The sequence below is a fragment of the Streptomyces griseoaurantiacus genome, from assembly GCF_036189845.1.
Taxonomy (GTDB): Bacteria; Actinomycetota; Actinomycetes; order Streptomycetales; family Streptomycetaceae; genus Streptomyces; species Streptomyces griseoaurantiacus.
Genome location: NZ_CP108326.1, coordinates 2,506,175 through 2,518,219, shown reverse-complemented (window position 1 = coordinate 2,518,219; position 12,045 = coordinate 2,506,175). Strand labels below are relative to the sequence as shown.

Annotated in this window: 9 protein-coding genes; 2 read left to right on the top strand and 7 right to left on the bottom strand. The window is 73.6% G+C overall.

The window, feature by feature from the left end; translation table 11 throughout:
- Positions 1-1,872 (bottom strand): glycoside hydrolase family 3 protein, encoded by a 1,872-nt coding sequence (locus tag OHB09_RS11145; RefSeq protein WP_234525558.1) that lies wholly within the window; start codon positions 1,870-1,872, stop codon positions 1-3.
- Between the two features lie 412 nt (positions 1,873-2,284).
- Between OHB09_RS11145 and OHB09_RS11140 the strand changes: the two genes are divergently transcribed.
- Complete coding sequence (locus OHB09_RS11140) at positions 2,285-3,715, top strand: alkaline phosphatase family protein (protein ID WP_006140574.1); 1,431 nt, start codon at positions 2,285-2,287, stop codon at positions 3,713-3,715.
- A 312-nt stretch (positions 3,716-4,027) separates the two neighbouring features.
- Here OHB09_RS11140 and rbsD read toward each other — a convergent pair whose 3' ends face one another.
- From rbsD to OHB09_RS11110, 6 genes are all read right to left on the bottom strand, one after another.
- Positions 4,028-4,429, bottom strand: a complete 402-nt coding sequence (gene rbsD / locus OHB09_RS11135; RefSeq protein ID WP_093589230.1) for a D-ribose pyranase — start codon at positions 4,427-4,429, stop codon at positions 4,028-4,030.
- Positions 4,426-5,331 carry a ribokinase gene (locus OHB09_RS11130; RefSeq protein ID WP_234551738.1) on the bottom strand — a complete coding sequence of 302 codons (906 nt, stop codon included), beginning with the start codon at positions 5,329-5,331 and terminating at the stop codon, positions 4,426-4,428. The genes rbsD and OHB09_RS11130 overlap by 4 nt, the downstream gene beginning before the upstream one ends.
- Before the next feature lie 63 nt (positions 5,332-5,394).
- Positions 5,395-7,350 (bottom strand): ABC transporter permease/substrate-binding protein, encoded by a 1,956-nt coding sequence (locus tag OHB09_RS11125; protein ID WP_093589233.1) that lies wholly within the window; start codon positions 7,348-7,350, stop codon positions 5,395-5,397.
- Positions 7,340-8,884 (bottom strand): sugar ABC transporter ATP-binding protein, encoded by a 1,545-nt coding sequence (locus OHB09_RS11120; RefSeq protein ID WP_319351095.1) that lies wholly within the window; start codon positions 8,882-8,884, stop codon positions 7,340-7,342. The genes OHB09_RS11125 and OHB09_RS11120 overlap by 11 nt, the downstream gene beginning before the upstream one ends.
- Positions 8,881-9,939 carry a LacI family DNA-binding transcriptional regulator gene (locus OHB09_RS11115; protein WP_006140569.1) on the bottom strand — a complete coding sequence of 353 codons (1,059 nt, stop codon included), beginning with the start codon at positions 9,937-9,939 and terminating at the stop codon, positions 8,881-8,883. The genes OHB09_RS11120 and OHB09_RS11115 overlap by 4 nt, the downstream gene beginning before the upstream one ends.
- A gap of 315 nt (positions 9,940-10,254) precedes the next feature.
- Positions 10,255-11,103: a helix-turn-helix transcriptional regulator gene (locus OHB09_RS11110; protein ID WP_328921914.1), complete on the bottom strand. Its 849-nt coding sequence runs from the start codon at positions 11,101-11,103 to the stop codon at positions 10,255-10,257.
- Between the two features lie 158 nt (positions 11,104-11,261).
- Between OHB09_RS11110 and OHB09_RS11105 the strand changes: the two genes are divergently transcribed.
- Positions 11,262-12,041: an NAD(P)H-dependent oxidoreductase gene (locus OHB09_RS11105; protein WP_328921913.1), complete on the top strand. Its 780-nt coding sequence runs from the start codon at positions 11,262-11,264 to the stop codon at positions 12,039-12,041.
- The last annotated feature ends 4 nt before the right edge of the window (positions 12,042-12,045 follow it).

Here is a 12,045-nt window from a genome sequence, read left to right as displayed (position 1 = left end):
TCAGTACCCCAGGCCGTACCCGATCGGGTAGAGGGTCCGGTCGGGGTCGTCCGCCCGCGCCACGGCCACCGGCAGGCGTCCGCGCGGACGGACCCGGCCCGCCAGGACCCGGGCCGCCGCGCGGACCTCGACGTCCGTCCAGGCGTACGAGGCCAGGACGGCGTCGGCTTCGGGGAGGTGGGCGACGTCGTAGGGGTTGCGGACGGCGACCGCGATCACCGGCACCCCGGTCGCGGCCAGCCGCCGCACCAGGGTGGCCTGGGCGCTGCCCGCCGTCACGTTGTACGTCGTGACGACGACCGCGTCCACGCCCTCGGCCGCCGTCACGGCCCTGTCGATCGTCGCCGCCGAGGGCGCGGTGCCCGTGGACAGCGCGGCGGCGGAGAAGCCGAGTTCGGCCAGGGCGCCGGCGAGGACGCCGGTGGGAGGGCCGTCGGTGCCCGAGGGGGAGGCCGGGTCCGCGCCCACCACCAGCACCCGGCGGTGGGTGCGGCGGGACAGCGGCAGCAGACCCCGCTCGTTGACCAGCAGCGTGGTCGTCCGGTCCGCGAGGCGGTCGGCGGTGCGCAGATGGGCCTCGGTGCCCACCGCGCGGTCCACGCCCGGGCCGGTGACGTACGGCTCGCCGAACAGGCCCAGCTTCGCCTTCAGCCGGAGGATGCGCAGCAGCGAGGCGTCGAGGCGTTCCTCGGTCAGCTCGCCCGTGTGGATCGCGTCGAGGACGCCGTGGAAGGCGACGTCGATGGAGGGCGGGTTGAGGAGCTGGTCGACGCCCGCCTTGAGCGCGAGGACGGGGACGCGGTCGTCGCCGTACTTGGTCCGCACGCCCTCCATGCCGAGGGAGTCGGTCACGACCACGCCGTCGTAGCCGAGCTGTCCGCGCAGGATGCCGGTGAGGATCGGGCGGGAGAGGGTGGCGGGGTCGCCGGCGTCGTCGAGCGCGGGGAACATCAGGTGCGCGGTCATGATCGAGTCGATGCCGGCCCGGATCGCCGCCCGGAACGGCACGGCGTCCAGCGCCTCCCACTCCTCGCGGCTGTGGGTGATGACGGGGAAACCGGTGTGGCTGTCGACGGCCGTGTCGCCGTGCCCGGGGAAGTGCTTGGCGGTCGCCGCGACCCCCGCCGACTGATAGCCCTTCACCTCGGCGGCGACCATCCCGGCCACCGCCTCCGGGTCGGCGCCGAAGGACCGTACGCCGATCACCGGGTTGGCCGGGTTGACGTTCACGTCGGCGACGGGGGAGTAGTCCTGGCGGATGCCGAGCGCGCGCAGCTCGGTGCCGGAGATCCGCCCGAGCGTGCGGGCGTCGGCGCGGGAGCCGCCCGCGCCGAGGGCCATCGCGCCGGGCAGCAGGGTGGCGGGTCTGCCCACGCGGGCGACGATGCCGTGCTCCTGGTCGGTGGCGATGAGCACCGGCAGGCCGCGGGGCCGGGCGAGGGAGGCCTTCTGGATGCCGTTGGAGAGCGCGGCGATCTGCCGAGGGTCGCGGGTGTTGTGCGCCCAGGTGAAGTAGATGATCCCGCCGACGTGGTACTTCTCCACCAGCTCGGCGGCGGTGCGGACGCCGAGTTCCTCGAGGTTGGCGTCGATGTCGGCCTGGTCGGGGTCGGTGGCCGAGTGGCCGTAGGCCCGCATCACGAAGAGCTGGCCGACCTTCTCCTCCAGGGTCATCCGGGAGATCAGGGCGCGCAGCCGGTCCTCGTGCGGGACGTCGGCGTGGGCGCGCCCGCTGCCGAGGGAGCCGAGGGCGAGGGTGGCGGTGAGTCCCGCGGTGGCGGCGAGGACGGTACGCCGTGCGGGGGGCTCGACGGGCTCGCCGGGTCTGAGCGGATCGGCGGCGTCCGTCCGGGCCGTACTGAAGTCGGGCACGTGCGCTCCTTCCGGAGAGCGATCCACTGAAGGAAACTTCCGTGGGCCCACGAATAACCGGAAACTAACTTCCAGTCAAGATGTGGCGCACACGGGAAGGGCGCGCCTCGCGGGACGGCGGGTCCGGACGGGTGCGCGGTTCCGCCGTGGGACGGGAGCGGCCACATCAAGCCCGCGTGCGCCACCGCGCCACTTCGCTCCCCGGTGAGGGGCGCGCGGGGCCCGAAGGGACGCGAGCCCTTGCGGGACGGGGCGCGCGGGCGCGGCGGGCACGGTCCGGCGCCCCCGCGGCTACGGAACGTTGGCGCCAAGTTCACCTCATGACCCTGACAACGATCGCCGTCCGCGCGCACAGTGAACGGCGGGGCGCGCCCCCGTCACCGCACCGCCCGACGACACGAAAGGGCACCGCATGACCCCGCCGCTCACCCGCCGCAGACTCCTCGGCTCCGCCGCCGCCGGCCTCGGCGGCGCCGCCGCCCTCACCCTCCTGCCCCCGAGCGTCCAGAAGGCCGTCGCCGCCGGCCCCCCGAAGCACGGCTCCCTGCGCGACATCGAGCACGTCGTCCTGCTGATGCAGGAGAACCGCTCCTTCGACCACTACTTCGGCACCCTCTCCGGCGTCCGCGGCTTCCACGACCCGCGCGCGCTGAAGCTCGACACCGGCCGCTCCGTCTTCTTCCAGCCCGACACCCAGAACCCGCGCGGCTACCTGCTCCCCTTCCACCTCGACACCCACGCCTCCAGCGCCCAGGCCATCCCCTCCACCAGCCACGCCTGGACCGTGCAGCACGAGGCGTGGAACGGCGGGAAGATGGACCGGTGGCTGCCGGCCCACCGCAAGGCCGACGGCGTCAACGGCCCCTACGTCATGGGCTACTACACCCGCGAGGACATCCCCTTCCAGTTCGCCCTCGCCGAGACGTTCACCGTCTGCGACGCCTACTTCTGCTCGGTCTTCGGCCCCACCTGGCCCAACCGGCTGTACTGGATGACCGGCACCCTCGACCCCGGCGGCACGCGGGGCGGCCCGATCCTCACCAACAAGGCGCCCACGCCCTACCGCTGGACCACGTACGCCGAGCGGCTCCAGGCGGCCGGGGTGAGCTGGAAGGTCTACCAGCAGGACGACGACTACGGCTGCAACCTGCTGGAGCAGTTCGCCGCCTTCCGCGAGGCCCAGCCCGGCTCCGACCTCTACGAGCGCGGGATGCGCCCGCAGCCCGAGGGCACCTTCGAGGAGGACGCCCGCAACGACCGCCTCCCCGCCGTCTCCTGGATCATCCCGACCAGCCACCAGTCCGAGCACCCGGACTACCTGCCCGCCGCCGGCGCCGACTTCGTCGCCTCCAAGATCGAGGCGATCGCGTCCAACCCGAAGGTGTGGCGCAAGACCGCCTTCATCCTCAACTACGACGAGAACGACGGGCTGTTCGACCACGTCCCGCCGCCCACCCCGCCCGAGGGCACCAAGGACGAGTTCGTGCAGGGGCTGCCCATCGGCGGCGGCTTCCGGGTGCCCGCCGTCGTCATCTCACCGTGGACCGTGGGCGGCTGGGTCGCCTCGGAGCCCTTCGACCACACCTCCGTGCTCCAGTTCCTGGAAAAGTTCACCGGAGTGGCCGAGCCCAACATCAGCGACTGGCGCCGCGAGACCTTCGGCGACCTCACCTCCGCCTTCCGCTTCCGCTCCGCCCACCGGCGCCCGCCCCGGCTGCCCGAGGACACCGCCGAGCAGCTGGAGAAGGCCAAGGAGGAGGTGGCCACCCTGCCGGAACCGACGCTCCCGGGCGCCGACCAGTCCTACCCGCCCCAGGAACACGGCCGCCGCCCGCACGTGTGAACGAGCCAGGGCCCCTCGCTCGGATCATTCCGGCGTCGCGGGGTCCGGCACGGGTCGGGTCGCATGCGCACGGCGCCTCCCAGCCGGCCTGATCCGAACGACGGACCCCGGCCGGACGCCCCGAAAAAAATCTTGGACGTCCGTGCAACCGTCGGCGCCCGTGACGGGTCGTACTTGGCATCAGGACCACTGGGGGGAGGATCTGGGGGGATCCGCGGGGGTTCTGACACGGGGAGGCACGAGGGGCCCGGTCGACGACCGGGCCCCTCAACGTGCGCGCGCCGCCGGCCCCTCTCGTCCGGCAGACAGGCCCTAGAAGAACACCCCGCACCGCAGCAGCACGTTCGCGTACGGGCGGGCCTCGCCCGTGCGCACCACCAGGCGGGCCCCCGCCGACAGCTCCTTCAGCCGGGCGTGCGGCACCAGTTGCAGGCCCGGGCCCAGGTCCGCGAGGCGGTGCCGGAGCAGGGCGGCCGCGGCCGGGTTCGCCGCGTCGACCTCCTCCGCAGCGAGCGCCCCCTCCACCACCAGTTCCTCCAGGAGCCCGTCCAGCACCTCGGCGAAGGCCGGGACCCCGGCCCGGAAGGCCAGGTCGACCACGCGGGGTCCGGGCGGGATCGGCATCCCGACGTCGCACACCAGCACCCCGTCCCCGTGCCCCAGCTCCGCGAGGGCGCCGGCGAGGTGGCGGTTGAGTATCCCGGCGCGCTTCACAGCGCCGCCACCTCCCGCGCCGTCGGGAACGAGACCTGCGCCCCGGCCCGGGTGACCGCCGCCGCGCCCACCCGCGCCGCGTACGCCGCCGCCCGGGCCAGGGACTCGCCCGCCCCGAGCCGCCAGGCCAGCGCGGCGGTGAACGCGTCGCCCGCGCCCGTGGTGTCCACCGCCTCGACCTTCACCGAGGGCACCCGCACCGGGGCTCCCGTGCCCTCGGCGACCACCGCGCCCGCCGCGCCGAGCGTCACCACGACCGAGCGCGGCCCCAGCGCCAGCAGCGCCCGCGCCCAGTCCTCGGGCGTGCCGCCCAGCCCGGCCCCGCCCGCGACGACCCGCGCCTCGTGCTCGTTGACGATCAGCGGATCGCAGGCCGCGAGGACCTCCGGCGGCAGCGCCCGCGGCGGCGAGGGGTTCAGCACGAACCTGGTGTCCTCCGGCAGGTTCCGCACCACCTCCACGACCGTCTCCAGCGGGATCTCCAACTGCGCCGAGACGACCCGGGAGGCGTGCAGCAGACCCTCGGCCGCGCGGACGTCGGCCGGGGTCAGCCGCGCGTTGGCGCCGGGGGAGACCACGATGCTGTTGTCCCCGGAGGGGTCCACCGTGATCAGCGCGACCCCGGTGGGCGCCCCGCCGACCAGCACCCCCGCCGTGTCGACCCCGGACTCGGCCTGCGAGTCCAGCAGCAGCCGCCCGTGCCCGTCCTCGCCGACCCGGGCCAGCAGGGCCGTACGGGCCCCGAGGCGGGCGGCGGCGACGGCCTGGTTGGCGCCCTTGCCGCCCGGGTGGACGGCGAGGTCCGAGCCGAGGACCGTCTCCCCGGCCCCGGGCCGCCGCTCGACCCCGATCACCAGATCGGCGTTGGCCGAGCCCACGACCAGCAGGTCGTAGTCGTACATGCATCGTCTCCCTGTAGGGGAACGGTCGCCCGCTCCGCGCACGGTGGTCCGTCAGCCGGAACGTCAGCCGGCGAACCCGGCGACGTTCTTCCTCGTGACCACCTTCACCGGCACCTTCACCGTCGCGTCGACCTTCTTGCCGTCGAGCGCCCGCAGCGCGTTGTCCACCGCGATCCGCCCGAGCTGCGAGGGCTGCTGCGCCACGGACGCGTACAGCGTGCCGTCCTTCACCGCCTTCAGGCCGTCCGGCGTGCCGTCGAAGCCGACCACGGCCACCGACCGGCCCGCCTTCGAGCCCAGCGCCTTGATCGCGCCGAGCGCCATCTCGTCGTTGGCCGCGACGACGCCCTCCACGTCGGGGTGGGCCTGGAGCAGGTTGGACATCACGTCGAGCCCCTTGGTGCGGTCGAAGTCCGCGGGCTGCTCGGCGAGCACCTTGATGCCGGGGTACGCCTTCAGCCCCTCGGCGAAGCCCTCGGCGCGCTCCCGGGCGGCGGAGGTGCCCGCCTGCCCCTGGAGGATCACGATCTTCCCGCTGCCGCCGAGCTTCTCGGCGACCGTCTTCGCGGCCAGCTCGCCGCCGGCCACGTTGTCGGAGGCCACCAGGGTCTCGGTCTTCGCCTTGTTGACGCCGCGGTCGACGGCGACGACGGGGATGTCCGCCTTGTCGGCGGCGCGCACGGCCGGTCCCGCCGCATCCGAGTCGACCGGGTTGACGATGACCGCCCCGTAGCTCGAACTGGTGAAGTTCTGCAGTTGGTTGGCCTGCTGGGAGGCGTCGTTCTGCGCGTCGGTGACGGTGAGGTCCACGCCCCGCTTCTTCGCCTCCGCCTGCGCGCCGGACCGGATTTGCACGAAGAACGGGTTGTTGAGCGTGGACAGCGACAGCCCGACCTTCGGGTTCGCGGAACCGGACCCGCCGTGCAGGAAGGAGGTCGCGCCCACGACCGCCACGGTGACCACGGCCGCCAGGACGTACGTCGCCGCCTGCTTCCGCCGGCCGCCCGGGCTCCCGGCGCCCGCCGCCGGCGTGCTCGCCCCCGCCTTGCGCCGCACGGTGTCCAGCAGCACGGCCAGCGCGATGACGACACCGATGACGACCTGCTGCCAGAACGCGGACACCGACAGCAGGTTGAGGCCGTTGCGCAGCACCGCGAGGATCAGCGCGCCGATGAGCGTGCCCGAGGCCTTGCCGGTGCCGCCGGCGAGGGAGGCGCCGCCGATGACGACCGCGGCGATCGCGTCCAGCTCGTAGCCGTCGGCGGCCTGCGGCTGCGCCGAGGACAGCCGGGCGGCCAGCACGATGCCCGCGGCGGCCGCGAACAGGCCCGAGAGGGCGTAGATGGCGAGCTTCTGCTTCTTCACCCGCAGCCCGGACAGCCGGGCCGCCTCCTCGTTGCCGCCGATGGCGTACATCGAGCGGCCGATGTAGGTGCGGCCGAGGATCAGCGCGGCGACGAGGCCGAGGACCACCATGACCAGCACCGGCACCGGCAGCCATCCGCCGAGGGTGTCGCCGAGGTGCGAGACCGAGTCGGGGAAGGGGATCGGGGAGCCGCCGGAGACGACCAGCGACAGACCGCGGCCCACCGACAGCATCGCGAGGGTCGCGATGAACGGCGGGAGCTTGCCGTAGGCGATGAGGAAACCGTTCACCAGCCCGGCCGCCACACCGGTGGCCACCGCCAGGACCACGGCGAGCACCACCGGCACGCCGTGGGAGGTCGCGGACCAGGCGAGCACGGTCGCCGAGAGCGCGGCCACCGAGCCGACCGACAGGTCGATGCCCGCCGAGACGATCACGAAGGTGACGCCGAAGGCGAGGATCGCGGTCACGGCGGCCTGGACGCCGACGTTGAGCAGGTTGTCCGTGGTCAGGAAGTCCCCGGACAGCGCCGACATGGCGATGACCAGGACGATCAGCGCGGTCAGCGCGCCGTTGTCGAGGAGCAGCCTGCGCAGGCCGGCCGTGGCGCCGCCCTGCGCGCCCGGCTTGCTCTTGAGCGTGTCAGTGGCCACCGGTGGCCTCCGTTCCGTTGTCGCGGCGGGTGTCGCCGGAGTCGTGGGGGGTGCTGACGGCGAGGGCCATCACCGTGTCCTGGGTGGCCTCGGCGGCGGTGAGTTCACCGGCGACCCGCCCCTGCGCCATGACCACCACCCGGTCGCTCATGCCGAGCACCTCCGGCAGATCGCTGGAGATCATCAGCACGGCGGCACCGGCGGCCGTCAGTTCGTTGACGAGCTGGTAGATCTCGACCTTGGCGCCGACGTCGATACCGCGCGTCGGCTCGTCGAGGATGAGCACCTTGGTGTCGGCGAGCAGCCACTTGCCGATGACGACCTTCTGCTGGTTGCCGCCGGACAGCGTGCGCACGTGCTGGCCGAGCCCGGCCATCCGCACCCCGAGCTGCCCGGCGACGCGGGCGGCGGCGGCCCGCTGCCCCTTGCGGTCGACCAGCCCGGCGTGGGTCGCGGACCGCATGGTGACCAGGCCGAGGTTCTCCTCCACCGAGGCGTCCAGCACGAGCCCCTGGCCCTTGCGGTCCTCCGGGACCAGCCCGATCCCGGCCGCCATCGCGGCGTTCACGTCGTGCCGCCGCAGCGGCGCGCCCTCGACGCGGACGGCGCCGGCGTCGTACGGGTCGGCCCCGAACACGGCACGGGCGACCTCGGTCCGCCCGGCCCCGACGAGCCCCGCGATGCCGACGACCTCACCGGCCCGCACCTCGAACCCGACGTCGTGGAAGACACCCTCGCGGGTGAGCCCCTCCACGGTGAGGAGCGCCTCGCCGGTCTCGGGGCGTGCCCGGGGGTACTGCTGCTCGATGGAGCGTCCGACCATGAGCCGGACCAGCTCGTCCTCGGGCGTGCGCGCGGGCACCCGGCCCACGCTCCGGCCGTCCCGGATGACGGTGACCCGGTCGCCGAGGGCGGCGATCTCCTCCAGGTGGTGGGTGATGAACACGATGCCGACGCCGTCCTCGCGCAGCCGCCGCACGATGGCGAAGAGCCGCTCGACCTCCTCGGAGGTCAGCACGGCGGTCGGCTCGTCCATGACGAGGACCCGCGCGTCCAGACTGAGCGCCTTGGCGATCTCGACCATCTGCAGCCGGGCGACGCCGAGTTCGCGCACCCGCGCCCCGGGCGGGACGTCCAGCCCGACCCGCTTGAGCAGGACCTCGGCGTCCGCCTCCATCCGTTTGCGGTCGATCATCCCGAAGCGGCGCGGCTGCCGCCCCAGGAAGACGTTCTCGGCCACCGTCAGATCGGGGACAAGGTTGAACTCCTGGTAGATGGTGGCGATCCCGAGCCGCTCGGAGTCCTGCGCACCGTTGATGCGCACCTCCTCGCCGTCGACCACGATCCGGCCGGCGTCGGGCGTGTAGGCACCGGAGAGCATCTTGATCAGCGTGCTCTTGCCGGCGCCGTTCTCACCGAGGAGCACGTGCACCTCTCCCCGGCGCAGGTCGAAGTCGACGCCGTCGAGCGCGACCACGCCGGGGAAGGTCTTGCGGATGCCCTCGATGCGCAGCAACTCGTCCGGGCTGCTCACGGCGTACTCCTTCGTACGGGGGACGGGGAAGCTGTGGGGGTGGGGGCCGGGGCAGGCGGGGGCGCCGGTTCGCCGCAGGAGCGGCGCACGACCAGCCGGGCGGGGAGGGTGACGGACTCGCCGGGCCCGCCGCCGATCCGGTCGACGAGCGCGCGCACGGCGGCCCGCCCCAGCTCACCCGTCGGCTGGGCGACCGCCGTGACCGGCGGATCGGTGTGCACGAACCAGGGGATGTCGTCGAAGGCGGCGAGCGCGAGGTCCTCGGGGACCCGCAGCCCGCGCGCGCGGACCGCGTCCAGCGCGCCGAGCGCCATCAGGTTGTCGGCGGCGAACACGACCTCGGGCGGTTCGGCCAGGTCGAGGAAGCGCTCGGTGGCCCGGCGGCCGCTGGCGGCCTGGAAGTCGCCCTGCCCGACGTACTCCGCGGGCAGTGGGAGTCCGTACTCGGCGAGCGCCTCCTGAAAGGCCGTCACGCGCTCCCGGCCGGTGGTGGTGGCCGCGGGGCCCGCGATGATCGCGAGCCGCCGGTGCCCCAGCCCGTGCAGGTGGGCGACGAGCGCGCGCACGGCGGCCCGTCCGTCGGAGCGCACCACGGGCACGTCGAGGCCCTTGATCCAGCGGTCGACGAAGACCATCGGGGTGCCGGCCCGCACGGCGTCGACCATCAGCGGGGAGCCGCCGTCGGTCGGTGAGACGAGCAGGCCGTCGATGCGCCGGTCCAGCAGGGTCCGCACATGGTGGTCCTGGAGGTCCGGCCGTTCGTCGGCGTTCCCGATGATCACGCTGTACCCGAGCGCGCGGGCCTCCTCCTCGACGGAGCGGGCCAGTTCGGTGAAGTAGGGGTTCATCACGTCGCTGATGACCAGGCCGAGCGTGCGGGTCTGGTCGGTGCGCAGCGACCGGGCGACGGCGTTGGGACGGTAGCCCAGCGTCTCGACGGCGCCCAGGACCCGGGCCCGCGCGTCCGTGCTGACGGAAGGGTGCCCGTTCAGGACGCGGGACACCGTGGCGACGGACACCCCGGCCCGCGCGGCGACGTCCTTGATGCTCGCCATCGCGTTCCACCTCCTCGTGGAATCGATTACACGGAGGATTGGAAACGATTACACGAGCGGAATCAAGGCATGGGCCGGGCCCGATGCGCAATCGTGACCGCCGTGACCGCTGAGGGTGGCCAAGGGGGCCGCGAGGAGTCGCCCGCGTGCGCCAGCGAGCGCGTCGGCGGGGTACGAGCGGCCCCGGGCGGGTGAACGCCGGTCAGCCCCCACGGGCCCGCGCCGGGCGCCGCGGCCGGGGCACCGGGCCGCACGCGGTGCGCGACCCCGGGGAGCCGCCCCGTACGCGCGGTGGGTCCACGCCGCGCCGCTGCGTCAGTCGCGCACCCGGACCTGCGCCGGGGGATGCGCCGCGGCGCTGTCCCTGCCCAGCCCCGCGAGCAGGCGCAGCCCGTCCTCGGTGGGACTGCCGGGAGCGGCCGACAGCACCAGCAGCTCCATGCCCGAGTCGTCGGGCAGGGCGAAGTTCTCCTGGTGCAGCTCCAGCAGACCGACCAGCGGGTGCCGGTACGCCTTGCGCCCATGGGTGCGGGCGCGCACGTCCGCGCGGGCCCAGAGGCGGCGGAAGCGCTCGCTGCCCATCGCCAGCTCGCCGATGAGCGAGGCCAGCCGGCGATCCTCCGGGTACTGGCCGGCGGCCAGGCGCAGGTGGCCGACCACGTCGAGGGTGCACTTCTCCCAGTCGGCGTAGAGGCCGCGCTCCGCCTCCTCGAGGAAGATGTGCCGCGCCGTGTTCAGACCACGCAACGGCCGTCCGTAGAGGAGTGCGGCGAGGTGATTGCCGGCGAGCACGTCCAGGCGGTGATCCATGATCAGCGCGGGCGCGTCGGCGACCAGATCGAGGACGCGCAGCACTTCGGGCCGCATCCGCCCGCTCGGCGCCTTCGCCCGGCGCCGGCGCCGGCGGGCGAGCCGGCCGAGGTGCTCGCGTTCGATCCCGTCGAGGCCGAGGACGCGGGCGAGCGCGTCGAGGACCTGCTCGGAGGGCTGGGTCGCGCGCCCCTGCTCCAGGCGCACGTAGTAGTCGACGCTGACACCGGACAGGTGCGCGACCTCTTCGCGGCGCAGTCCGTCGACCCGGCGGCGGCTGTCGGTGGCGATGCCGACGGCCGCCGGATCGACCCGGGAACGCCGGGTCCGCAGGAAGCCCGCGAGATCGTCCATGACGCCCAGTATGGGCGCGGACCGTGCCCGGGACAGTGGTCCTGCCGATACCAGGAAGTCCCGTCCGACGGTGGCTGCGCCCCTGAAAGTCGGCCGTCGTGGCGCCCAGAATCCGAGGCGTCCCGATCCGAGGGCGCGTCCGATGCGGAGGAGTTCCCGTGAAAACGCTGATCGTCCATGCCCACCCCGAGCCGAAGTCGCTCAACGGCTCACTGAAGGACCTCGCCGTGTCCACCCTCGAGGCCGCCGGTCACGAGGTGGGGGTGAGCGACCTGTACGCGATGCACTGGAAGGCGGTGGTGGACGCCGCGGACTACGGCCCCGAGGTCTCGGACCGGCTCCTGGTCGCCCGGGACTCGGGCCGGGCCTTCGAGGCCGGGACGCTCACCCAGGACGTCCGCGCCGAGCAGGAGAAGCTCCTGTGGTCCGACACGGTCATCTTCCAGTTCCCGCTGTGGTGGTACTCGATGCCCGCGATCCTCAAGGGCTGGGTCGACCGCGTCTTCACCTACCGCTTCGCGTACGGCGTCGGGGAGCACAGTGACACCAGGTACGGGGAGCGCTACGGGGAAGGCACGCTGGCGGGCAGGAAGGCCCTGCTGTCGGTGACCGTCGGCGGCCCGGAGGCGCACTACGCCGCACGCGGGATCAACGGACCCATCGACGACCTGCTGTTCCCGATCCATCACGGCATCCTCTACTACCCGGGCATCGAGCCACTGCCGCCGTTCGTGCTGCACGGCACCGACCGGATGACCGACGAGGAGTACGCGGACGCCGCCAAGGCGTGGGAGCGGCGGCTGCTCACCCTGGAGTCGACCGAACCGATCCCGTTCCGCCCGCAGAACTTCGGCGACTACGAGATCCCGTCGCTGCAGCTGAAGGAAGGGTTGGAACCCGCGGGCCGCACCGGATTCGGGCTGCATGTGCGCGGCTGACCGG